The 22,234-nt window shown below is 46.0% G+C and carries 21 protein-coding genes and 1 other RNA gene; 12 read left to right on the top strand and 10 right to left on the bottom strand.

Features of this window, described 5'->3' with window-relative positions:
• Position 1 precedes the first annotated feature (1 nt).
• From ICN45_RS03765 to ICN45_RS03745, 5 genes are read right to left on the bottom strand one after another with little or no spacing between them, the layout of a single operon-like run.
• Positions 2 to 526: a chromate transporter gene (locus ICN45_RS03765; RefSeq protein ID WP_216173337.1), complete on the bottom strand. Its 525-nt coding sequence runs from the start codon at positions 524 to 526 to the stop codon at positions 2 to 4.
• The gene (locus tag ICN45_RS03760) at positions 523 to 1,059 is read right to left on the bottom strand and encodes a chromate transporter (protein WP_216173334.1); all 537 of its coding nucleotides are present in this window, start codon (positions 1,057 to 1,059) and stop codon (positions 523 to 525) included. The genes ICN45_RS03765 and ICN45_RS03760 overlap by 4 nt, the downstream gene beginning before the upstream one ends.
• A 15-nt stretch (positions 1,060 to 1,074) precedes the next feature.
• Positions 1,075 to 2,049 (bottom strand): D-2-hydroxyacid dehydrogenase family protein, encoded by a 975-nt coding sequence (locus ICN45_RS03755; RefSeq protein WP_216173330.1) that lies wholly within the window; start codon positions 2,047 to 2,049, stop codon positions 1,075 to 1,077.
• Between the two features lie 24 nt (positions 2,050 to 2,073).
• On the bottom strand, positions 2,074 to 3,447 hold the full coding sequence (locus ICN45_RS03750; RefSeq protein ID WP_216173327.1) for an MmgE/PrpD family protein: 1,374 nt from the start codon (positions 3,445 to 3,447) through the stop codon (positions 2,074 to 2,076).
• Between the two features lie 51 nt (positions 3,448 to 3,498).
• Positions 3,499 to 4,500, bottom strand: coding sequence for a Bug family tripartite tricarboxylate transporter substrate binding protein (locus ICN45_RS03745; RefSeq protein WP_216173324.1), 1,002 nt, complete (start codon positions 4,498 to 4,500; stop codon positions 3,499 to 3,501).
• Positions 4,501 to 4,589: 89 nt separating this feature from the next.
• On the opposite strand from ICN45_RS03745, the gene ICN45_RS03740 reads away from it, so the two are divergent.
• Positions 4,590 to 4,892, top strand: coding sequence for an antibiotic biosynthesis monooxygenase family protein (locus ICN45_RS03740; RefSeq protein WP_216173322.1), 303 nt, complete (start codon positions 4,590 to 4,592; stop codon positions 4,890 to 4,892).
• 7 nt (positions 4,893 to 4,899) lie between these two features.
• On the opposite strand, the gene ICN45_RS03735 is transcribed toward ICN45_RS03740, so the two are convergent.
• Complete coding sequence (locus tag ICN45_RS03735) at positions 4,900 to 5,670, bottom strand: sulfurtransferase (RefSeq protein ID WP_216173319.1); 771 nt, start codon at positions 5,668 to 5,670, stop codon at positions 4,900 to 4,902.
• Positions 5,671 to 5,758: 88 nt separating this feature from the next.
• On the opposite strand from ICN45_RS03735, the gene ICN45_RS03730 reads away from it, so the two are divergent.
• Genes ICN45_RS03730 through ICN45_RS03715 form a run of 4 tightly spaced genes read left to right on the top strand, consistent with a single transcriptional unit; the run spans position 5,759 to position 10,403 of the window.
• Complete coding sequence (locus ICN45_RS03730) at positions 5,759 to 6,760, top strand: tripartite tricarboxylate transporter substrate binding protein (protein WP_216173316.1); 1,002 nt, start codon at positions 5,759 to 5,761, stop codon at positions 6,758 to 6,760.
• A gap of 9 nt (positions 6,761 to 6,769) precedes the next feature.
• Positions 6,770 to 7,321 carry a carboxymuconolactone decarboxylase family protein gene (locus tag ICN45_RS03725; RefSeq protein WP_216173313.1) on the top strand — a complete coding sequence of 184 codons (552 nt, stop codon included), beginning with the start codon at positions 6,770 to 6,772 and terminating at the stop codon, positions 7,319 to 7,321.
• Between the two features lie 18 nt (positions 7,322 to 7,339).
• Positions 7,340 to 8,497 carry a 50S ribosomal protein L11 methyltransferase gene (locus ICN45_RS03720; RefSeq protein ID WP_216175617.1) on the top strand — a complete coding sequence of 386 codons (1,158 nt, stop codon included), beginning with the start codon at positions 7,340 to 7,342 and terminating at the stop codon, positions 8,495 to 8,497.
• A 40-nt stretch (positions 8,498 to 8,537) separates the two neighbouring features.
• Positions 8,538 to 10,403 (top strand): O-linked N-acetylglucosamine transferase, SPINDLY family protein, encoded by a 1,866-nt coding sequence (locus ICN45_RS03715; protein ID WP_216173310.1) that lies wholly within the window; start codon positions 8,538 to 8,540, stop codon positions 10,401 to 10,403.
• 80 nt (positions 10,404 to 10,483) lie between these two features.
• Here the strand turns inward: ICN45_RS03715 and ssrA are convergent.
• The 4 genes from ssrA to ompA form a co-directional block, all read right to left on the bottom strand.
• Positions 10,484 to 10,842: a transfer-messenger RNA gene (gene ssrA / locus ICN45_RS03710) on the bottom strand.
• 65 nt (positions 10,843 to 10,907) lie between these two features.
• On the bottom strand, positions 10,908 to 11,588 hold the full coding sequence (locus ICN45_RS03705; RefSeq protein ID WP_216173307.1) for an HAD family hydrolase: 681 nt from the start codon (positions 11,586 to 11,588) through the stop codon (positions 10,908 to 10,910).
• A 20-nt stretch (positions 11,589 to 11,608) separates the two neighbouring features.
• The gene (gene ubiG / locus ICN45_RS03700; protein WP_216173304.1) at positions 11,609 to 12,298 is read right to left on the bottom strand and encodes a bifunctional 2-polyprenyl-6-hydroxyphenol methylase/3-demethylubiquinol 3-O-methyltransferase UbiG; all 690 of its coding nucleotides are present in this window, start codon (positions 12,296 to 12,298) and stop codon (positions 11,609 to 11,611) included.
• A 97-nt stretch (positions 12,299 to 12,395) separates the two neighbouring features.
• Positions 12,396 to 12,971: an outer membrane protein OmpA gene (ompA, locus tag ICN45_RS03695; RefSeq protein ID WP_216173301.1), complete on the bottom strand. Its 576-nt coding sequence runs from the start codon at positions 12,969 to 12,971 to the stop codon at positions 12,396 to 12,398.
• A gap of 160 nt (positions 12,972 to 13,131) precedes the next feature.
• Here ompA and gyrA point away from each other — a divergent pair, with 160 nt between their 5' ends.
• From gyrA to cmk, 7 genes are read left to right on the top strand one after another with little or no spacing between them, the layout of a single operon-like run.
• Complete coding sequence (gyrA, locus tag ICN45_RS03690) at positions 13,132 to 15,843, top strand: DNA gyrase subunit A (RefSeq protein ID WP_216173298.1); 2,712 nt, start codon at positions 13,132 to 13,134, stop codon at positions 15,841 to 15,843.
• A 27-nt stretch (positions 15,844 to 15,870) separates the two neighbouring features.
• Positions 15,871 to 16,968 (top strand): 3-phosphoserine/phosphohydroxythreonine transaminase, encoded by a 1,098-nt coding sequence (serC, locus tag ICN45_RS03685; RefSeq protein WP_216173295.1) that lies wholly within the window; start codon positions 15,871 to 15,873, stop codon positions 16,966 to 16,968.
• Complete coding sequence (gene pheA, locus ICN45_RS03680) at positions 16,968 to 18,047, top strand: prephenate dehydratase (RefSeq protein WP_216173291.1); 1,080 nt, start codon at positions 16,968 to 16,970, stop codon at positions 18,045 to 18,047. Before serC ends, pheA begins: the two co-directional genes overlap by 1 nt.
• A gap of 11 nt (positions 18,048 to 18,058) precedes the next feature.
• On the top strand, positions 18,059 to 19,183 hold the full coding sequence (gene hisC, locus ICN45_RS03675) for a histidinol-phosphate transaminase (protein ID WP_216173288.1): 1,125 nt from the start codon (positions 18,059 to 18,061) through the stop codon (positions 19,181 to 19,183).
• Between the two features lie 57 nt (positions 19,184 to 19,240).
• Entirely contained in the window at positions 19,241 to 20,122 is an 882-nt protein-coding gene (locus ICN45_RS03670) for a prephenate dehydrogenase (RefSeq protein ID WP_216173285.1), read from the top strand.
• An 8-nt stretch (positions 20,123 to 20,130) separates the two neighbouring features.
• Positions 20,131 to 21,447 (top strand): 3-phosphoshikimate 1-carboxyvinyltransferase, encoded by a 1,317-nt coding sequence (gene aroA, locus ICN45_RS03665; RefSeq protein WP_216175616.1) that lies wholly within the window; start codon positions 20,131 to 20,133, stop codon positions 21,445 to 21,447.
• 15 nt (positions 21,448 to 21,462) lie between these two features.
• A complete protein-coding gene (cmk, locus tag ICN45_RS03660; RefSeq protein ID WP_216173282.1) occupies positions 21,463 to 22,125 on the top strand; it encodes a (d)CMP kinase in 663 nt (220 codons plus the stop codon).
• The last annotated feature ends 109 nt before the right edge of the window (positions 22,126 to 22,234 follow it).

Here is a 22,234-nt window from a genome sequence, read left to right as displayed (position 1 = left end):
TTTAAATAAATCCCAAGACACCCAATACTCCACCAATGACGATGAGATAAAGAGGGTGCCAACGCGTAAAGTAGGTAATCGCGATTGTGCCAATCGTCAATAGGTGTGCCGCAATACTGTGATTAATCTGTACCGCAATACCCCATGCAGCGGCCAATACTAATCCAACCGCGAGTGCACCAGCAGCGTACTGAATCACTTGTTGTTTTTTCTTATCCCGTAGATTCAGGATAGTGCGTTGCAAGAAAAAGATCATGATGGACGAAGGCCATGCGATTGCAACAGTGGCTATTACCGCCCCAAGAACGCCGCCCACATTCCAGCCAATGAGTGTGACGGTCATGAGGTTGGGACCCGGCGCAGCCTGAGCAATCGCAAAATAGTCGGCAAAGGTTTGTGTATTAATCCAATGTTCTTGATTTACAGAGAGATCATATAAGGCTGGCAGGAGGGCATTAATGCCACCAAAGGCCACTAGCGAGAAAGCGGAAAGCTTTACAAAGAGACTGGCTAAGGTGCTGATCATCGATTGGCTTTCTTGCGAGCAAGAAAAAATGCCAAGGGTGATGCCAGCAACACCACCCAGCCCAAGCCTAGCTGAAAGTAACTCGCTGCTAGCACTGTAAAGAGAATCACAATGAGCATCGGGGGATAGTTTAATTCGGAACACATCATCTTAAAACCGGTGCTCGCAATCAGGCCAACTCCCACTGCTGAGATGCCGCGTAGCATCCCCTGCACCATCGGCATGTAGCTATAGTGCTCATACAGCATGCCTAGCAGGATCACTAAAGCTACCGGACCTAAAGTGAGCCCTAGTACTGCGGCTAGAGCCCCAGACACTCCAGCAAAGCGACTGCCTACACAAACGGCGAGATTCACAATATTAGGTCCAGGAACAATCTGACAAATACCCAGCATCGCACTGAATTCTTCTGAGGTGAGCCATTTTTCTTGTTCAACGATAGTGCGGCGTGCCCAGGGCAAGACGCCCCCAAAACCTGACATGCCAATCTTGCTAAACCCGATAAACAGTTGCTTGGGGGTGAGTGTTTTCAAAATTATTGAGGCTTATTAAGGTTTAAATGGGTGCGGTGCAGGTTTGTTTTCCAACCAGGCTTCTAGAGCCTCTGTAATACCTTTAGAGAATGCTGCAAAAATTGGTTCCGCAATAAATCCAAGATGGGGTGTCACCAAAAGATTTGGCGTGTTACGCAAGGGATCTGTTTCTGGGAGGGGTTCGACATCAAAGACATCGATAGCTGCCTGTCCTGGTCTGCCAGCAGAGAGTGCTTTTTGTAGATCGGTCATATTAATCAAGGCGGCACGTGAGGTGTTGACTAAAATGGCGTCGGGGCGCATCAAAGCCAATTGATCTGCACTGATAAGTCCTTTGGTTCCGGGGCCAGCAACTAAATGCATGGTGACGATTTTTGAAGTCTTCAGTAACTCTTCAAGGCTCACTGATTTCGCGTTTTCAGCAGCAGCACGCTCAGGAGTCATCCGCGGACTCCACGTCACCACTTCCATACCAAAGGCTGCACCAACACGGGCAACACGACTACCAATTGCGCCAAGACCCATGACGCCTAATCTTTCGCCAGAGAGCATCGGTAAGACAGAAAGCCCATCGCGCCAACCGCCTGTAGAAATGAGCTTGTTTTCTTCGATTAGACGCTTTGAGGCTCCTAGAATTAAAGCCCAAGTGAGTTCGGCAGTAGTTTCTTTTGAGGGCCCGCCGGGTGAGCAGGCAATCGGAATATTTCTGGATAGGAGTGCGGATGCTTCAAGAGTGCCATTGCGCTCACCCGTAAACATGAAAAACTTGAGCTTCGGTAGGCGCGCAATCATTGCCTCATTAAAAGGCGAGCGGTCCCTCACGAGGGCAATGGCGTCAGCATCCTTCACTGCTTCATATAGTGCTTCATCGCGCAAAGGCTCATGATGAATGGTCAGATTGGCTTGTTGATCCAGTTTTTCCCAATGCGAGAAGCGACGCAGGGCGCGTTCGTAATCACCCAGAATGACGATGTTTGGTAATGAAGCCATAGTTATGAATACTTTCTAATCAATTTAGTCGGGAGTGCAAAGACTGAGAATTTGCTTGAGATCATAAGCTTGACCCAATTTCCATAGAACAGAAATGAGCTGGCGGGTTTTTTCTGCGCCGATGATCGGTTCTGCAAGGCTAGTAAATTTTTGCTCTAAGTTTGCGTCACTCATTGGGTTCTCAACAGAGCCGATCGCATTTTTCACGAAGATATGTACTTCTTTACCGTCTTTCAATATCGCTTTGACATCAACCGAGGCTTCGCTGATAGAGGTATCGGTTGTGGCATTTACTTTTGCTCGCAAGGCAAGCACATCTGAACGATTGACGATATCGTCTGCATATTCACCTTCACCTGCTTGGCCAAAAATCAGGCCAACAGCACAGCCGTGATACACGCTAAACTTTCCTTCAAGACCATCTTTAGGTGTTTTCTTACCAGTGAGTTCGAGCACTAAAGGATGAACGCGCAACTCAATCCGCTCAACATCTTCTGCTTTCACTCCTTGGGCGCGCAATTGCGCACACGCATCAATCGCTGGATGAATCACAATTCCGCAAGCAAAAGGTTTGTAAGTGTTGAGTGAAATTTCAAATGATTTTCCAAGCTCACGATCAATCTCCGACCAATCACACTTGGTTGAGACAGTTTGCATATAACCACGACCCGCTTCGAGTGCTTTAGGGCTGGCAGTAAATCCGTGTTTAGCCAAGAGCGCAGAAAGTTGCCCCGCACGTGCAGCGCCACCTGGGTGGAATGGTTTGGTCATCGTGCCAAATTGCTCACGCATACCAACTGGTTGAGAGGCAGCAATACCTAAGGCCATAGTTGTTTTTTGAAGATCAAGGCCCATTAGGCGTGAACAAGCTGCGGCGGAACCAAGCATTCCGGTAGAGCCGGTAATATGCCAGCCACGGTGATAGTGATCTGGGTACATTGCGTTACCTACCCGACAAGCAACATCAATCCCCAAGACGAGGGAGTCAATGAGTTGACGGCCGTTGGCATTGGTATGTTCTCCTAGTGCCAGAATGGCGGAGGCAACTGGACCAGCAGGATGGATTACCGTCTTTAGGTGAGTATCATCAAAGTCAAAGGTATGTGAACTGATGCCGTTAATTAAAGCAGCGCCACCCATATCCACTTTATCTTTACGTCCCAAAATACTGGCTTGAGGTGCTGGCTGAAATTCACGAATAGCAGCTAATGAAGATTCAACGCTTTCATGATTTGCTGCACCGATAGCGCAACCGAGCCAATTTAAAAATGTCCGATGTGCTTCATGTTCTACCTCAGCTGTCCATCCCTGACTTGGATGTGAGGTAACAAACTCAGCCAATATCTTGGTGACGGGAGGTGCATTAAGATCCGCTGCTGCGGCAATCGCGTGGGACATGAGATTTCCTATGATGAATATTGAATGATAAAAGGTGTGATGAGGATAGATTTAGTCAATTTCGATATGGCGGTCTTTAGCTACTTTTGCCCAGCGTGCAATATCTTCTTTGATGTAGTTGGTAAATTGTGGAGGCGTCATTGGCATCAGCGTCATCGCTTCACTGGTCATTTTTTCTGAGAAGTCCGGTAAGGCAAGTACCTTATTGAGCTCCATATTTAATTTTGCAACAATGGCAGGTGGAAGATTAGCTGGGCCAACTAGGCCGTACCATTGCTGGCCATCAAAGCCGCTGTAACCCAGCTCTTTGAAGGTGGGAATGTTCGGTGCAGCTGAGCTGCGTTTGGCCCCAGTAACAGCTAAGCCACGCACGCGATTGGTGTTGATATAGGGTAAGGCAGCAAAGAGGGTGGGGAACATGGCTTGGGTTTGCCCAGCCAATAGGTCAGTATAGGCAGGACCTACCCCACGATAGGGCACATGGACCATGAAAATACCGGCAGCCAATTTGAATTGCTCCATGCCTAGGTGAGTGAGTGTGCCGGGGCCTGCAGAGCCATAACTTAATTTAGCAGGATTTTTTTTAGCGTACTCGATAAACTCTTTGAGATTATTAATGGGTAATTCGGGATTAATAATGAGTACGTTCGGTGTTGCGCCAATCATGCCAATGGGTGTGAAATCTTTGATTGCATCGTAAGGTAACTTGCGAACTGCTGGATTAGTCCCATGAGTTCCTACGTAAGCAATCATTAAGGTGTAGCCATCTGCTGGTGCTTTGGCTGTGGCTTGAGAGGCAATAGCACCGCCACCGCCCCCCATATTTTCTACAACGACTGTCTGACCAAGCGAACGTGAGAGTTTTTCTGCCACGGCGCGCGCAATATTGTCTAAACCCCCACCTGCCGCTACAGGGGCTATGAGCTTAATGGGTTTGATGGGGTAAGCAGGGGCCGCAGACTGAGCCTGAACACTTAAGCTAATCAGCGCTGTTGCAAAGGCAATAAAGGAGGATAAAAAAATCGGCTTTGGCCGATTGGAAGCTTTAGACATATCTCTGGTCCGGATGATTGTTTTTTTAATGTGCTGCTTTGAAGTAAGTTTACTATTGATAGCAGATCTATTTTGACTAAGGAAACCTCATGATTTTGGAACATTGCAACCTAGAAATTGACCCGGCCAAGCAGAAGGAGTTTGAGGAGGCTATTTTGAGAGGCGTAGACACAGTAATCTCAAAGGCAAAAGGTTTCCGTGGCTATAAGGTAAACCATAGCCTCGAAAGCCCATCGCGCTATTTGCTTCTGATTTATTGGGATAGCTTAGAGAACCACACGGTTGATTTTCGCGGTTCAGCAGCGTTTGCTGATTGGCGTGCAATCGTTGGACCTTTTTTTGTTAAACCCCCTTTTGTGGAGCATATGACTCTAGTGGGTAAGTCTGCTTGATTTGGGTCTAACCCGCTTTGAGTTTTTTCCGGATGGAGTTCTCAAGCGGAATCGAATCCAGGTTGGGCTCAAGGGCTTCGCGCTCATCAAATACAAAACAAGTGCCTTTGTAATGCGCAGAGCCAACTTCTTCGAAGTATTTCAAAATCCCACCTTCTAGTTGATAGCTGTGTTGCAAGCCGATTTCCCGCATATAGAGGCCCGATTTCTCACAACGGATTCCGCCGGTACAAAAACTCACTAGAGTTTTGTCCATTAACGCTTCCTTATGGGCACTAATTGCTTGTGGAAATTCAGTAAACTTTTCAATATTGAAATGTAGGGCATTTTCGAATGTGCCGTAATCGACTTCAAATGCATTACGGGTATCCACCATCAGCACAGGGCGACCCAAGTCATCTGAACCACGATCAAGCCATTCCTGGAGCTTCTTCGGGGAAATGAAATTCGCACGGCCTTCTTCAGGTCGAATCGCGGGGTGATTCATGCGAATAATTTCATTTTTGAGTTTGATCAGCATCTTTTTAAACGGCTGATCTTCTGACCAACTTTCTTTTGCTTCAAGGGATTTGAAGCGGGGGTCCGCCCGGAGCCAATCGAGAAAGCCCCGTAACTCAGACTCTTTTCCGGCTAAGAATAGATTGATACCTTCACCAGTAAGCAAAATCGTGCCTTTTAGTTCTCGGCTATTGCATTCACTCAGCATTTTGGCGCGCAACTCTGGCAGTCCATCAAGACTGACAAATAAATAGGCGGCAATATTTAAAATCGAATTCATTTTTTTTCTCTTCAGGCTACCCCAGCATTATCGAGCAAATAGGCCATGGGGGTGGTAATCTTGAGGTCTTAACTAAAGGAGACAGTCCATGCGGTTTTTAGTAAAAATGGCCAAAAGAGCCTTATTTATAGCGATATTAGCTATGGGAGCCAGCTGCGTTGTGATGGCTCAATCTGGTGGCGTAGGAACTTGGCCAAGCCAAAAACCCATCCGCCTGATTGCTGTTTTCCCGCCTGGTGGATCTGTTGATCAAGTCGCTCGTGTTTTGGCACCCGCCTTGCAAGCTGAATTAAAGCAAAACGTCATTGTGGAAAACATCGGGGGTGCTTCTGGTGTCATTGGTACTTCAGCGATGACAAGAGCTGACCCGGATGGGTATACCTTTGCGGTGGTATTTGATACCCATGGTGTGAATCCTAGCCTAAAAGACAAACTCCCCTATGACACGATTAAGGATATTGCGCCTGTCATTTTGGTGGGCACTTCCCCGATGGTTCTGGTGGCAAGTAAGAATTCTGGTATTACGAGCTTTAAGCAATTGGTGGAAATGTCTAAAGCAGGTAAGCCATTTAGTTATGGCTCGATTGGTATTGGTAGCTTGGGACATTTAGCGATGGCCCGCTTAGCCAAGCAAGCAGGATTTGATTGGAATCACATTCCTTATCGCGGCGGCGGCCCTTTAATGCAAGATGTTTTAGGCGGACAAGTACAACTAGCCATCGGCTCAGAATTTTTGGTGAAACCCCATATTGAGAGTGGTGGCGTGATTCCTTTGGTCATTACGACATCTAAAAGAGTGCCAGGCTTACCAAATGTGCCTACGGTATCTGAAAGTGGCTTCCCGGGCTTTAATGCGCCTGCTTGGTGGGCAGTCCTAGCTCCAGGTAAAACCTCACCTGCGATTGTGGATTCAATGAACAAGGCATTGAATAAAGCATTGAAAACGCCAGTAGTTGCTGAGAAGTTTAAATCTCAAGGCATTGAAATTGTTGGTGGTACCCCTGAAACCGCTCGTGAATTTATTGGTAAACAAATTGGTATTTGGGGCAAGTTTGTTATTGAGAACAACATTAAAGAAACCAGTCAGTAGAGAGTGGATATGTCTGAACGTTTAATTCCTTATCAGCCAATCGATTTAGCAGAGCCAGCGGAACTGGTTGCTGCTATTCGTCAAAGACGTGGCGGCCAGTTCATTAATCTGGATCGGATGCTTTTACATAGTGTGCCAATTGCAAAAGGCTGGAATCATTTTATTGGTGAGATTCGTAACAACCTTTCTTTGAATCCTAAGCTACGTGAGTTGGCCATGTGTGGTGTCGCGGTACTCAATGGCGCTGAGTATGAGTTTTTTCATCATGCGCCTCCTTTTATCAAGGCGGGGGGGACTGAAAATCAAGTTCAAGGTCTACGTTTAATTGGTCAGGAAAATTTCCCCAGAAATACATTCACTCAAACTGAAAATGATGCCGTCGATTTAACGTTTCAGATGACTCGTAATATCAAAGTTGACCCTGAGTTAATGAAACGCTTGCAAAAAGAATTGGGTAGCACCGATACAGTAGAGTTGGTGACAGTGATTGCTGCTTACAACATGGTGTCACGTTTCTTGATAGCTTTAGATGTTCACCCAGAAGATCATCCTCCGGCCTAATTGACGCAACTTAAATACATGATTCAATGGGATGAGGGCGAAAATACTTGCTCTGCAAAATGGCATTCAGAACATGCCATCAGACCTCATCAAAAAGTGACTCTTGGTGATGACACATTAACAGCAGATGCGGCCTATCGATTGGCGTGTGAAGGTAGGGCAATACTCTATCGGGGCGACTTTCAGAATGCCAAGCAGCTCTTACAAGCTTTAGTGAGAAGGGTGGATAAACCCTCCAAGAAATCCACTAGAGCCGATAGAGTTGTAAAAGAGAAAACTAAAAGTTCTTTAGATACGTTCAATCTTCATCGCCTTGCTCAATCGCAACGGGCTCGCATCCTTGGGATGATTCTCATACAGATTAACGCTGACCATACAATCTCCTTAAGACGTGCGCCTGATGTTTACCAAGCCTGCCTTGAGGCTTATGGAGAGCAGATAGAGCCTTATGTCATTTCATTGCGGGAGTTGCTTGGTGTTATTAGCGCTCACGAGTGGCGTAAGAAGGGAGTACCAGTTCTAGCGAGGGATGATGAAGAAATTCGTATCCATCCGCACTACGGAGTATTTTCGCCCATACGTGGTGAATATATTGAATTACTTCTGAAGGTACCTCTGCCGATTTCCCTACAGAAAAATTCTATTGCCTTTGATATTGGGACGGGCACGGGTGTGTTGTCAGTTGTATTGGCGATGCGAGAGATCAAAAAAATTGTGGCAACAGATATTGACGATCGTGCTATTGCCTGCGCTCAAGAAAATATTGCACGCCTAGGTTTATCCTCCCAGATCGAAATTCTGAAAATAAACCTATTTCCAGAAGAAAAAGCAGCGCTGATTGTTTGTAATCCACCATGGCTGCCAGCAAGACCTAGCTCTTCACTTGAACAGGCTATATATGACCCTGAGAGTCAAATGTTAAAAGGATTTCTGGAAAATCTGAAAGATCACCTGTTGATTGGTGGTGAGGGATGGCTCATTCTTTCAGATTTAGCTGAGCACTTGGGTTTACGAACTCGAGAGGAGTTACTTGCTTGGATTGAGGATGCAGGGTTGAAGGTTCTTGGACGCCTAGATACTAAACCTACACATCAAAAGGTGTTTGATAAGGAAAATGCCCTGTACAAAGCCCGTTCCGCAGAACTGACCTCCTTATGGCGTTTGGCAGTAGCCTAAATAGCTATAAAATTAATCCAAAATAAACTTAAGTCTTCAAATGCTCCAAAAAGTCTTCGACGCTTTGCAGTCAAATAAATTAGGCGAGGCTGAACTTCTGCTAAAAGGGATTGTTCAGTTAGAGCCTCATAATCCAGAAGCTTTGCATTTGATGGGAATCGTTTATGGAATGCAAGGTCGTCCAGATGATGCCTTAATTTTTCTGAATCAGTGTTTGGAATTTACTCCAGACAACCCCCTGCTTCATTTCAATATTGCAAAAGCTTTTTCATCTCTACAAAGGGAGTCAGATGCTATTCAGCATCATCTCAAGGCAGTTGAATTAGACCCCGTAAATCAAGATGCTTGGCTTAACTATGGGAGAAGTCTTGACAACTTAAGACAACGTGAGGACGCTCTTGATTGCTATGAAAGAGCTATAGCACTCAAGCCGGATTTAATGGAGGCTTGGTTCAATAAGGGCAAGATTTTCGGTGAATTAAAGCGTTATGAAGAAGCTTTGCATGCCTACATCACAGCGTATCAGATGAGGCCATCCGAACCTTTTTTACTGGGAATTATTCTGCATTATAAAATGCTCATCTGTGATTGGCAGGATTTAGAAGGATTGTGTTTAAAAGTGCAGCAAGACTTACGCAATCATGAAAAGGTTGTTGAGCCATTTGGTTTCCAGGGGATATCTAGGTCAGAAAGTGATCTTTTATTGGCCGCAAAACTTTTTGTAGAGACGAGATTTCCTGCAGCTAAAACGACCTCTGTTAGAGCTATCGAATCAGGTGAGCGAAAAATTCGAATTGCTTATTTGTGTGGAGAGTTTAGGGATCAAGCCACATCTGTTTTGATGGCTGGTGTCTATGAGTCTCACGATCATCAGCGTTTCGATGTCTACGCCTTGGATAATGGCTGGAATGATGGCGGTAAGCTTCGCCCTAGAATGGAAAAGGCCTTTAAGGAAATCATCAATATCAGTCATATGACAGACCAATTAGTTATCCAGTTAATTCAGGATTTGAAAATTGATATTTTGGTTAACTTAAATGGATACTTTGGAGAAGCTCGGCAAAATATTTTTGCGCATCACGTTGCACCTATTCAGGTGAATTACCTTGGCTTTCCGGGGACGCTGGGAGCTGAGTATATGGATTACATCATTGCAGATTCATTTGTCATCCCTCCAGCGAGCCGCCAGTTTTATGTTGAAAAAGTGGCCTATCTTCCGAATACCTATCAAGCGAATGATTCAAAGCGAGTCATTGCAGATCAGAAACTCACAAGGAAGGAATTGGGTTTACCCGAATCAGGATTTATTTTTTGCTGCTTTAATAACAGTTACAAAATTACACCAGAAACTTTTGATGGTTGGATGAGAATTCTCAAAGCGGTGGATGCTAGTATCCTTTGGTTAATTGAAGATAATGCTCCCGCAGTCAGAAATCTCAAATCGGAGGCTTTGAAACGGGGTATTTCACCAGACAGAATTATTTTTGCCACTAGGTTGCCTCTTCCTGAACATCTTGCTAGACACCAAGTTGCAAATCTTTTCTTAGATACACTTCCTTACAATGCCCATACAACTGCAAGCGATGCTTTGTGGGCAGAGTTACCAGTAGTCACTTGTGTGGGTGATACTTTCCCAGGAAGAGTCGCCGCTAGCTTATTAAATGCGATTGGGCTTAATGAATTAATTACATACTCCCAAGAGCAGTATGAGAGCTTAGCTATTGAGTTGGCTACTCATCCCCAAAAATTGCAGCTGATAAAAAATCGCTTACATGCTAACCGCCTAACCAAGCCGCTCTTCAATACAGCGCTTTTTACTAAACATCTAGAGGCTGCCTACACCCAAATGTATCAGCGCTATCGGGAGCACTTGGTGCCGGACCACATTGCAATAGAGGCTGATTAGGTTAGGGTATCAACAAAAAACCTCTAAATCCAATTGGATGAAGAGGTTAGTTGCAGCCATTAAAAGAGATGGCTAGTGAATGGTGGAGTCGGCGGGAATCGAACCCGCGTCCGCAAATCCTCCACAACAAGTTCTACATACTTAGTCATATCGTTTGATTTAATCAGTTAGGCACGGATTGACACGTTCCTTATTGACGATTCACTAAATTTTCGAATCATTCCCCGTGACATGAAGTGATCTTATCTCTTGTAAATGACCCTGATGTAGCTTGCGCTACCTGACCCAAGAGAGAATCAGTTCAGGGGCAACCGCATTTAAGCGGCTAGTGCGAAACGTTCGTCGTTTGCAGTTATTACATTCCCATTGATTTACGAGATAACGGGTCCTCGGTATGCCCTTGATGCTTTGTAATCCACGTCGAAACCATGTCGACCCCAGAGTTCATGCATAAGAAACCTTATTTTAAAGCGTCCAGCCTGAAATTGCCCAATATCTTTTGGCTTATCCCTTATTGGGAAAGATGATTTGCAGCAAATCAAGGGGTTTATTAATGAGGAAATCAGCCCCCCAGGCCTCAGGATGCTCTTTGCAGCCACAGTAACCATAACTAGCTGCAACGGTTAGCATGCCTGCAGCTTTCCCTGCAACAATGTCTCTAAGGTCGTCACCTACGTAGATAGACTTCGTGGGATCGATATTGGCCACTCTGGCAGCATGCAAAAGGGGTTCTGGATGTGGCTTTGAGTGCGGTGTCGTGTCACCGGATACTGTAGAAATAGCCCTCTGACGCAGTCCCATGAGATCCGTCAGGGGGTTTGTAAAGCGCTCACTCTTATTGGTAATAATTCCCCAAGGGAGTTTGGCTTCATCCATTTGATTTAGTAGATGATCCATGCCATCAAATAGTTTGCTATTTACAAACAATGCTTTTTCATAATTACTGTAGAACTCATCCCGCAAAGGAATGAAATCCGGGTGATCGGTGCCGATACCAAACGCGCCTTCGAGTAAGCCACGCGCTCCTGCGGACGCATAAGGCCGCAGAAATTCATATGGCTTTGGAGATAAATTACGCGCTACAAGCAATTGATTGATTGCCGCTACTAAATCCGGTGCGGTATCGACTAATGTGCCATCTAAATCAAAAAAGATCCCGTGATAGGGGCTTGTTAAATTACTCATGCTTTGATTTGCGCTTTCACTTACTTGCGAACTGCAATCATGTAATTCACATCTACATCGGCGCTGAGGCTATAAACCTGAGTGAGGGGGTTATAACTTAAACCTTTCATACCCAACATCTCCAGTCCTGCATGGCGAGTAAAGGCAAGGAGTTCAGACGGTTTAATAAATTTAGCGTATTCGTGAGTGCCTTTTGGGAGTAGTTTAAGAATGTACTCTGCGCCAATAATGGCAAATAAGTAGGACTTAGGATTGCGATTCAAAGTGCTAAAAAAGAGTGTGCCACCAGGCTTGCAGAGTTTGGCGCAGGCCCTAACCACCGAAGCTGGATCAGGAACGTGCTCCAGCATCTCCATACAAGTCACTACGTCGTATTGTTCTGGCTGTTCATCGGCTAGCGCTTCAGCAGAGATCGCGCGGTAAGTGAGGCTAGCACCTACTTCTAAGGCATGTAACTCAGCAACTTTGAGTGCTTTCTCGGATAAATCAATGCCAGTGGTATCAGCGCCGGATTGCGCAATTGATTCAGCCAGAATGCCGCCACCACAGCCAATATCAAGCACTTTCTTGCCTTCTAGATTAACGAAGGTTTTGATCCAGTTCAGACGCAAGGGATTGATTGCATGTAGTGGTTTGAATTCACTATTGGGATCCCACCAGCGATGGGCTAGGGCGCTAAATTTGTCGATTTCAGATTGGTCTACGTTCATGGTCGCAAGGTTTTCAGGAGAGCTGATAAAGGAATCTACGAATATAGCGGAAATAAAAAAGCCCGCACGAGGCGGGCTTTTTTACAAGTAAGGTGAATTACTTAGCTGCTGTACCAACAACTTCGATGTCGGTACGGCGGTTCTTAGCGCGGCCTTCAGCAGTTGCATTGCTTGCAACTGGATTGCTCTTGCCTTTTGATTCTGTGTAGATACGGCTACCGTCAACACCTTTGCTTACTAAGTAAGCTTTAACGGACTGTGCACGACGCTGACCGAGGGCCATGTTGTATGCATCAGTACCAATGCTATCCGTGTTTCCAACAGCAATAATGACTTCTAACTTGATCTTGCTCAAATCTCTAGCGATCTTGTCCAAAGTAGCCATTCCTTCTGGCTTCAATGTAGCTTTGTCAAAGTCATAAAGTGTGTCAGCTTGCAAAGTGATCTTGCTTTGGCTAACGCCAGCAGCAGGAGCAGCAGCAGGAACTAAAGCACCATCACAACCCTTAGCGGCTGTTGCAGGTGTCCAGTTGTTATCACGCCAGCACAATGTGCCGTCGCCGTTTTTCCAGTTTAGGGCGCCGTCGCCGTTTTGCCAGTTATCAGAAGCCATCGCTGCAGAAGCAGAAACGGTAATAACAGAAGCGAGCAACACTTTCAGGGTTTTGTTCATTTTTCGTCCTCAAAAATCTCTTTTTTAATTAAAGTCAAACTTAAATGTAGTTCGCCCTACCTTGATGCAAAAAACTGCAAAGCGACACATCTCAATTTCGTACAAACTGACAGAATCTTAGCATAGGGGCCACCCGTCATCAAAATGATATTATTTCTAGATGGAACAAGCCGCTAAAGAAACACTACCAATATCCCTCGAAGACGAAATGCGGCGGTCCTATTTGGACTACGCAATGAGCGTCATCGTCGGCAGAGCCCTGCCAGACGTGCGTGACGGCCTCAAACCGGTTCACCGCCGGGTCTTATTCGCTATGTATGAATTAAACAACGATTGGAACCGAGCTTACAAAAAATCTGCCCGTATAGTTGGCGATGTAATCGGTAAATACCATCCGCACGGTGATTCTGCGGTGTATGACACGATCGTTCGTATGGCTCAGGATTTCTCCCTGCGCTATATGCTGGTTGACGGGCAGGGCAATTTTGGCTCTGTAGACGGCGATAACGCAGCTGCTATGCGCTATACCGAGATCCGCCTGCGCAAGATCGCCCATGAGCTTTTGGCTGATTTGGACAAGGAAACCGTTGATTTTGGGCCAAATTACGATGGTAGTGAGAAAGAACCCCTGATTCTTCCCGCAAAAGTGCCTAATTTGCTAATTAACGGTAGCTCAGGCATTGCGGTAGGCATGGCGACCAATATTCCCCCGCATAACCTGGATGAGGTGATTACGGCCTGTCTACATGTGCTCCACAACCCAGAATGTACGATTGACGAGCTGATTGAGATCATCCCAGCCCCGGATTTTCCTACCGCCGGCATTATTTACGGTGTTCAAGGGGTTCGTGAGGGCTATCGCACAGGTCGTGGCCGTGTGGTAATGAGAGCGAAGACTCACTTCGAAGATATCGATAAAGGCGCTCGTCAGGCCATCATCGTTGATGAATTGCCGTATCAAGTGAATAAAAAGAACTTGCTCGAGCGCATTGCCGAACTGGTGAATGAGAAAAAAGTCGAAGGTATTTCTGATTTACGGGATGAGTCGGATAAATCCGGTATGCGGGTTGTGATTGAGCTCAAACGTGGCGAAGTGCCTGAAGTGGTTCTCAATAATTTATATAAGAGTACTCAGCTACAAGATAACTTCGGCATGAATATGGTGGCATTGGTAGACAACCAGCCACGCTTGTTGAACTTGAAACAAATGCTGGAGTACTTCTTGCAGCATCGTCGCGAAGTAGTAACGCGTCGAACGATTTTTGAATTGCGCAAAGCGCGTGATCGTGGTCACGTATTAGAAGGCTTAGCAGTGGCATTAGCGAATATCGATGAATTCATTGCCACTATTAAAGCAGCAGCGAATCCAGTCATTGCAAAGCAAGAGTTGATGAGTAAAGCGTGGGACTCTTCAATGGTGCGCGAGATGTTGGCGCGCGCAGAGACCGATACGCCTGGCGGTCGTAATGCCTACCGTCCAGAAGGTTTGTTACCTGAATACGGTATGCAAACTTCCGGTTTGTATCGCCTATCAGATAGTCAAGCGCAAGAAATTTTGCAGATGCGTTTACAGCGCTTGACTGGTCTTGAGCAAGACAAGATTGTGAGTGAGTACAAAGAAGTGATGTCCGAAATTTCTGACTTGCTGGACTTATTAGCTAAGCCAGAGCGTGTGACCTCTGTGATTGAATCTGAGTTAAAAGAAGTTCAAGCTGAGTTTGGCGTTGCTGGTGGCGATTCTGGTCGACGTTCATTCATTGAGATGAATGCAACTGAACTCTTTACGGAAGACTTGATTACGCCACAAGATATGGTGGTGACTCTTTCCAATACGGGTTATATGAAGAGCCAGCCATTAAGTGAATATCGTGCGCAAAAGCGCGGTGGACGTGGCAAACAGGCAGCCGCAACGAAGAATGAAGATTGGTTTGACACACTCTTTGTAGCAAATACGCATGACATTATTTTGTGTTTCTCCGATCGTGGTCGCATGTATTGGCTCAAAGTATGGGAAGTTCCGCAAGGAAGTCGTACCTCACGCGGCAAGCCAATAGTCAATATGTTCCCGTTGATCGAAGGCGAAAAAATTACGGTCATTCTCCCAATTAAGGGCTATCAAGATGATCATTACGTCTTTATGGCAACTAGCCTTGGAACAGTGAAGAAAACGCGTTTATCAGACTTCTCTAACCCACGTAAGGCCGGCATTATTGCGGTGGACTTAAATGAGAGCGATTTCTTGGTAGGTGCAGCGATTACTGACGGCCAACATGATGTGATGTTGTTCTCCGACGCTGGTAAAGCAGTGCGCTTTGATGAGAATGATGTTCGCCCAATGGGTCGTACGGCACGTGGTGTACGTGGTATGAACTTGGGTGTAGGTCATCAAGTCATTGCGATGTTGGTAGCTCCAGCTGAGGCTGCAGAAGGTGCTGAAGCAGCAGTCGTCGATGAGAATGGTATGGCTGTTCCAAGCAGCGTTCTCACTGCGACTGAAAATGGTTTTGGTAAACGCACTCCAATCGCTGAATACACCCGTCATGGGCGTGGCACTAAGGGCATGATTGCCATTCAGACTACAGAACGCAACGGTAAAGTAGTCGCTGCTTCATTGGTCTCTCCTGAAGATCAAATTATGTTGATCACCACAGGTGGCATCTTGGTGCGCACGCGCGTTTCTGAAATTCGGGAGATGGGCCGCGCTACTCAAGGCGTGACTTTGATCAACGTAGATGAAGGTACTCGATTGTCAGGTCTACAGCGTATTGCTGAAAGTGATTCTGATGATGAGGGCACTGATGATGCTGAAGAGGGTGATGAATCTGCAGATCCAGCAACCGATTCTAATTCTGATGCGGCGGGTGACGCTTAAGGCGTCATCACTCGATTAGTTAACACGATGAGCTTCGACCGCCGCATCTTTAATTTCGCTGCGGGGCCTGCAACCTTACCTGAAGCTGTGTTGCAGCAGGCCGCCGATGAAATGCTGAACTGGCGCGGGCTTGGAACTAGCGTGATGGAAATCAGTCATCGCAGTAAAGACTTCATGGAAGTATATGAAGAGGTGATACAGGATTTACGCACCTTGATGAGCATCCCTGACACTTATGAAATTCTGCTCTTACAAGGTGGTGGCTTAGGGCAGAACGCAGCGATTCCAATGAATCTCATGCCACTGGCTAAGAATGGTCCTAAGGCGGATTACATCGTTACTGGAGTCTGGTCAGAAAAATCCTATAAAGAAGCGCAGAAATATGGCGCAGTCAACTTAGTAGCCTCGTCTGCTGCTGAAAAGTTTAATACCATTCCCGCGCGATCATCTTGGCAGTTATCAAATGATGCTGCCTATGTGCTCTACTGCGCGAATGAAACTATCGGTGGTGTTGAGTTTCCAGATATCCCCGATGTTGGTGATGTACCCTTGGTAGCAGATATTTCTAGCAATATTCTCTCTAAGGAGATGGATATCAATCAGTGTGGCGTTTGGTTCGGTGGCGCTCAGAAAAATCTCGGTCCATCGGGCGTGACGATTGTGATTGTGCGCAAGGATTTAATTGGCCACAGCATGGGCATTACGCCAACGATTTGGGACTGGTCTATACAGGCTGGAACCCAGTCCATGATCAATACACCCCCCACTTTCTCGATTTACATGGCCGGCTTAGGATTTAAGTGGTTACTCAAGCAAGGCGGCGTGAAGGTGATGGAACAGCGTAATCAAGAAAAGGCTGATTTACTCTATAACTTCTTAGATCAAAGTAGTTTGTATGAAAATCGCGTCACAAAAGCTTGCCGCTCACGCATGAACGTGACTTTCTTCCTAAAAGATGAGAACCTGAATGCAGAGTTTTTGACTCAATCGTCTGCGGCTGGCTTGGTTGCGCTACGGGGTCATAAAGCCGCGGGCGGCATGCGTGCAAGTATTTATAACGCGATGCCATTGGAAGGCGTTAAAGCCTTAGTTGAGTTTATGCGTGATTTTGAAAGGCGGGCTTAATGGGTACTGAAGAACAGCGCTTAGCCCCCCTGCGAGAAAAAATTGATGCATTGGACGCAGCAATGTTAGATTTGCTGACGCAGCGCGCTAAAGCGGCGCAAGAAGTAGGGCATGTCAAAGGCGGTTTCTCTTCCCCAGTCTTTCGTCCTGAGCGTGAGCGTCAGGTTGTTGCTCGCTTACAAGAAATCAATGAGGGTCCTTTATTGCCCGATGGTATTGCTGCTATCTGGCGCGAGGTGATGTCTGCCTGTAGAGCTTTAGAAGCTCGTCAAACAATTGCTTATCTCGGCCCAGCAGGCACTTTTTCTGAGCAAGCAGCACAAACTTTTTTTGGACATTCAATCTCCGGCTTAGCCTGCACCAGTATTGATGAAGTCTTTAAATCGGTAGAGAAGGGTGCTGCGCAATTTGGTGTGGTGCCGGTTGAGAATTCTAGCGAGGGCGCAATTTCTCGAACCTTAGATTTGTTATTGGATTCACCAATGCACATTAGTGGTGAAGTGGTGTTGCCGATACATCACCACCTCCTTACTAAGAGCGGTAGTCTAGAAGGCGTAACAACGGTTTGCGCGCATGCCCAAGCTTTAGCGCAGTGCCAGCAATGGTTAAGTGAGCACACACCACAGTTGCAGCGTCAAGCGGTTAGCAGTAATGCTGAAGCTGCTCGCTTAGCTGCAAGTGATCCTACCTTAGCTGCAATTGCTGGAGAGCCTGCACAAGAAACCTATGGCTTGCAAGCCGTAGCAGTACAGATTCATGATGACCCTCATAACCGTACGCGTTTTGTGATCGTTGGCAACTATGAATGTCAGTCAACTGGTAAAGATCAAACCTCCTTAGTCTTGTCGGTTGACAATCAGCCTGGTGCGGTACATCGCTTGCTTGCACCTTTAGCAAAACATGGTGTATCCATGAATCGTTTCGAATCTCGTCCTGCACGTAAGGGCACTTGGGAGTATCACTTCTATATTGATATTGCTGGTCATGCAGATGATCCTAAGGTAGTGCAGGCTTTAGAAGAGCTTAAAGAAACTGCAGCTTTCTATAAGAACCTGGGTTCTTATCCTCATTCAGCCTAGTAAGACTCGGAATGACTTCTAAGATTGGTTTAAAACACATTCATGCCATTGCACCTTATGTTGGGGGTCGTCCCATTAGTGAGGTAGCGCGCGAGTATGGCTTGGATGAAAGCAAAATTGTGAAGCTGGCTTCCAATGAGAACCCCCTTGGAATGCCGAAGTCCGCACAAGAGGCCATGCTTAAAGCGGCGAGTGATCTAGGTCGCTATCCAGATTCCAATGGCTTTGAATTAAAGAATGTCTTGTCTACCTCTTTGGGTGTACCAAGCGACTGGATTACTTTGGGTAACGGCAGTAATGACATCTTAGAGTTGGCAGCCCGCGCCGTGGCACAAGCAGGCGATGAAGTGATCTTCTCTAAACATGCTTTTGCTGTCTATCCACTTGCTACTCAAGCTGTTGGTGCTAAAGCGGTAGAAGTATCTGCAACTGCTGCTTATGGCCATGACTTGCCTGCAATGTTGGTTGCAGTTAAAGCCGCTGGCGATAAAGCCAAATTGGTTTTCGTAGCCAATCCGAATAACCCAACCGGTAGTTATTTGAGTGCAAAAGAGATTGAAGATTTCTTAATAGCAATCCCACCCCATGTGGTGGTCGTGCTGGATGAAGCCTATAACGAATACCTCACCCCTGCACAGCGTTATGACGCGATTGCTTGGGTTAAGCGCTTTCCGAATATGATCCTGTCGCGCAGCTTCTCTAAAGCCTATGGCCTGGCTGGACTGCGGATTGGGTATGGCGTTGCTCAACCCCACCTAACCGATTTACTGAATCGCATTCGTCAGCCCTTCAATGTCAATAGCTTGGCTCAAGCTGCAGCTATTGCGGCGTTTCAAGACAAAGTATTTTTGCAGCAAGGTTTTGATCTCAATCGTGCTGGATACGAACAGCTGACTAAAGCATTTGAACAATTTGGGCTGCAGTATTTACCATCTGCTGGAAACTTTGTCTTAGTCAAAGTGGGCGATGATGATCAAGCGGGTGTGCGGATTAATCTCGAGTTGCTCAAGCGCGGCATTATTGTTCGTCCAGTTGGCAATTATGGGTTGCCGCAGTGGCTGCGCATTTCTATTGGTTTGCCAGAAGAAAATGCTGCGTTCATTGCTGCTTTAAAAGAAATCTTGGTTCAACAATAAAAATAAACGTCGAAATAAACAACGAAATAAATAACGAAATAAACAGCAAAATTACTTATGACCATCATTAATCCTGCAAGCAATTATGGCACTGTCACTATCGTTGGTGTTGGCCTGATTGGTGCATCTTTAGGTTTAGCGCTCAAGCAGGCGGGCGTGGTAACTAAAGTCTTAGGTGTCGGTCGCAGCAAAGAAAATCTAGAGTTAGCGCAAAAGATCGGTGCGATTGATGGCGTGGTGGATTTAGTTGAGGCTGCTAAGCAGTCTGATGTGATCGTACTGTGCACGCCTGTAGCTCAAATGCGCACTGCCTTTGAAGTGATAGAGCCATATCTTGAACCCAAAACAATGATCACCGATGCGGGTAGTACCAAAGGTGATGTCATCTTGGCTGCCAAAGAAGTCTTAGGTAAAAAGGCATGTCAGTTTGTGCCCGCGCATCCAATTGCGGGTGGTGCTCAACATGGAGCCAGTGCTGCAAAGGCAGATTTATTTCAAGGAAAACAAACGATCGTTTGTCCTTTACAAGAAAATTCTCCTGAAGATACGGCCTTGATCATAGGCTTTTGGGAGTCAGTCGGTTCAACCGTGAAAAAGATTGGTAGTGTGCAACACGATGCGATTTATGCTGCTGTATCCCATCTACCCCATCTGCTTTCTTATGCATTGATGGCAAGTGTCGTGAATTCAGAAGATGCTGATCAAAAATTAGATCATGTGGGGGCTGGCTTTAAAGACTTCACCCGTATTGCTGCATCTAGTCCAGAGATGTGGCGTGATATTTGCTTGGGAAATCACACTGCCATTCTCAAAGAGTTAGACCGGTATTTATTAATCGTTAATCACATGCGTAAATTGATTGCAGAAAACGATGGCGCCGGTTTAGAGAAATTATTCAATAAGGCATCTAAAGCGCGTCAAGATTTGGATGTGATTTGATGAGTGGTTTGCCAGATATTACGATTGGACCATTCAAGCGAGCCCAGGGCTCGATTGTTTTACCGGGATCTAAAAGTATTTCTAATCGCGCGCTGTTACTGGCAGCACTTGCTTCTGGCACTACGATACTCAAGAACTTATTAGATGCTGATGACACTCAGATCATGCGTAATGCCCTGCGTCAATTGGGCTTATCAGTCACTGATCAGGCAAACCATATTTGCACAGTCGAAGGTTGCGGCGGCCAATTTCCAGTGCGTGAAGCAGATTTGTTGATGGGTAATGCTGGCACTGCTATACGCCCTTTAACTGCAGCGCTCGCCATGCAAGGTGGCAACTATCGTTTATCAGGTGTGCCACGCATGCATGAAAGACCCATACGAGATTTAGTAGATGGCTTGCGTCAAGTAGGTGCCAAGATTGATTACGAATTGCAAGATGGTTATCCCCCCATTAAGATCTCAGCGGCGGATATTCAAATTAAAGATGTTGTTAAGGTACGTGGTGATGTATCTAGCCAATTTTTAACCGCACTACTCATGGCTTTACCTTTAGTGGCAAGCGAACCTGTTCGAATTGAAGTACTTGGTGAACTGATTTCACGTCCGTACATTGATATCACCCTAAAACTCATGGCGCGCTTTGGTATTAATGTGACTTGTCCAGATTCACAATCATTTGTGATTCCCGCAAAAACAGTAGGTGCCGTTTACAAGAGTCCTGGCCAGCTATCTGTTGAAGGAGATGCATCTTCTGCCTCTTATTTCTTGGCTTTAGGTGCTATCGGTGGCGGCCCTGTGCGCGTGCTGGGTGTTGGTAGTGACAGCATTCAAGGCGATGTAGCATTCGCTGATGCACTTGCCTTGATGGGAGCCAACATTACTGCGGGTGAGGATTGGATTGAAGTAGCTGGTGTCAAAAATGCGAGCGGAAGATTAAATGGCATTACGATCGATTGCACTGAGATACCAGATGCAGCGATGACACTTGCAGTTGCTGCATTATTTGCAGAAGGCCCTACTCGTTTGAACAATATTGCGAGCTGGCGCGTTAAAGAAACCGATCGTATTGCTGCCATGGCAAGTGAATTAAGAAAAGTTGGCGCGACCGTTGAAGAGGGTGCCGACTACATTGTGGTGAATGCGCCAGCACAAGGGGATTGGAAATCACCAAGCGATGGTATTGATACTTACGATGACCATCGCATGGCAATGTGTTTCTCTCTGGCGGCTTTTGGTCCACATGCTTTAAAAATTAACGAACCGCATTGCGTAGCCAAAACTTTTCCAACTTACTTCGCTGAATTTGCGAAAGTAGTCAGTTAACTCACAATCCACTTCATGAGTCCATTTCCCGTCATTGCCATTGATGGTCCAACTGCCTCAGGCAAAGGTACGGTTGCATCTTTAGTGGCAGAAAAATTAGGTTTTCATTACTTGGATAGTGGGGCACTCTATCGTTTAGTGGCTCTGGCTAGTGAGAAACGTGGAATTGATGTCAAAAATGGCCATGAATTGGGTCTTTTAGTTCCTAAATTACTGATTTCATTCAAAAATAGTCAGGTTTTACTGGATGGAGAGGATGTCACAGAGGCGATCCGCACTGAAAACATTGGCCTGAGGGCCTCTACCTTGGCAGTGCATCCCGAGCTTCGATCCGCTTTAGTATGCCTACAACGCAGTTTTTGCCAATCTCCGGGTCTGGTTGCTGATGGTCGAGATATGGCCAGCATCATCTTTCCAGACGCAGTTTTGAAGGTTTTTTTGACCGCAACCGCTGCTGCCAGAGCAGAACGTCGCTATAAGCAATTGATAGCTAAGGGAATTTCTGCTAAACTTTCTGACTTATTGCAAGATTTGCAGGAGCGAGATGTCAGAGACAGTAGTCGAGGTACCGCGCCCCTCTTAATTGCAGATGGTGCAAAAGTGCTTGAAACATCAGATTTATCGATAGATCAAGCAGTAAAAACAGTTTTAGATTGGTATCAATCTGAGATTCTTTAGTTTTGTAAGTAGTAAGTAGTTAGTAGTAGAAGTACTTTTGGCGTCTTAAGAAACTCCACAACGCGATCATTTCATTAGCGTGTTTCTTTAAGGCTTTTTTAACCTAACC

Origin of the sequence: Polynucleobacter alcilacus (assembly GCF_018881545.1) — a bacterium.
Classification (GTDB): domain Bacteria; phylum Pseudomonadota; class Gammaproteobacteria; order Burkholderiales; family Burkholderiaceae; genus Polynucleobacter; species Polynucleobacter alcilacus.
The sequence above is the reverse complement of the archived record's forward strand: the minus strand, read 5'-3'. Positions and strand labels throughout refer to the sequence as shown.

Excerpts from the sequence above, each read along its gene's own strand:
- ICN45_RS03765 (WP_216173337.1), bottom strand. The coding sequence starts at position 526 with ATGATCAGCACCTTAGCCAGTCTCTTTGTAAAGCTTTCCGCTTTCTCG.
- ICN45_RS03755 (WP_216173330.1), bottom strand. The coding sequence starts at position 2,049 with ATGGCTTCATTACCAAACATCGTCATTCTGGGTGATTACGAACGCGCC.
- ICN45_RS03750 (WP_216173327.1), bottom strand. The coding sequence starts at position 3,447 with ATGTCCCACGCGATTGCCGCAGCAGCGGATCTTAATGCACCTCCCGTC.
- ICN45_RS03745 (WP_216173324.1), bottom strand. The coding sequence starts at position 4,500 with ATGTCTAAAGCTTCCAATCGGCCAAAGCCGATTTTTTTATCCTCCTTT.
- ICN45_RS03740 (WP_216173322.1), top strand. The coding sequence starts at position 4,590 with ATGATTTTGGAACATTGCAACCTAGAAATTGACCCGGCCAAGCAGAAG.
- ICN45_RS03735 (WP_216173319.1), bottom strand. The coding sequence starts at position 5,670 with ATGAATTCGATTTTAAATATTGCCGCCTATTTATTTGTCAGTCTTGAT.
- ICN45_RS03730 (WP_216173316.1), top strand. The coding sequence starts at position 5,759 with ATGCGGTTTTTAGTAAAAATGGCCAAAAGAGCCTTATTTATAGCGATA.
- ICN45_RS03725 (WP_216173313.1), top strand. The coding sequence starts at position 6,770 with ATGTCTGAACGTTTAATTCCTTATCAGCCAATCGATTTAGCAGAGCCA.
- ICN45_RS03720 (WP_216175617.1), top strand. The coding sequence starts at position 7,340 with ATGATTCAATGGGATGAGGGCGAAAATACTTGCTCTGCAAAATGGCAT.
- ICN45_RS03715 (WP_216173310.1), top strand. The coding sequence starts at position 8,538 with ATGCTCCAAAAAGTCTTCGACGCTTTGCAGTCAAATAAATTAGGCGAG.
- ICN45_RS03705 (WP_216173307.1), bottom strand. The coding sequence starts at position 11,588 with ATGAGTAATTTAACAAGCCCCTATCACGGGATCTTTTTTGATTTAGAT.
- ubiG (WP_216173304.1), bottom strand. The coding sequence starts at position 12,298 with ATGAACGTAGACCAATCTGAAATCGACAAATTTAGCGCCCTAGCCCAT.
- ompA (WP_216173301.1), bottom strand. The coding sequence starts at position 12,971 with ATGAACAAAACCCTGAAAGTGTTGCTCGCTTCTGTTATTACCGTTTCT.
- gyrA (WP_216173298.1), top strand. The coding sequence starts at position 13,132 with ATGGAACAAGCCGCTAAAGAAACACTACCAATATCCCTCGAAGACGAA.
- serC (WP_216173295.1), top strand. The coding sequence starts at position 15,871 with ATGAGCTTCGACCGCCGCATCTTTAATTTCGCTGCGGGGCCTGCAACC.
- pheA (WP_216173291.1), top strand. The coding sequence starts at position 16,968 with ATGGGTACTGAAGAACAGCGCTTAGCCCCCCTGCGAGAAAAAATTGAT.
- hisC (WP_216173288.1), top strand. The coding sequence starts at position 18,059 with ATGACTTCTAAGATTGGTTTAAAACACATTCATGCCATTGCACCTTAT.
- ICN45_RS03670 (WP_216173285.1), top strand. The coding sequence starts at position 19,241 with ATGACCATCATTAATCCTGCAAGCAATTATGGCACTGTCACTATCGTT.
- cmk (WP_216173282.1), top strand. The coding sequence starts at position 21,463 with ATGAGTCCATTTCCCGTCATTGCCATTGATGGTCCAACTGCCTCAGGC.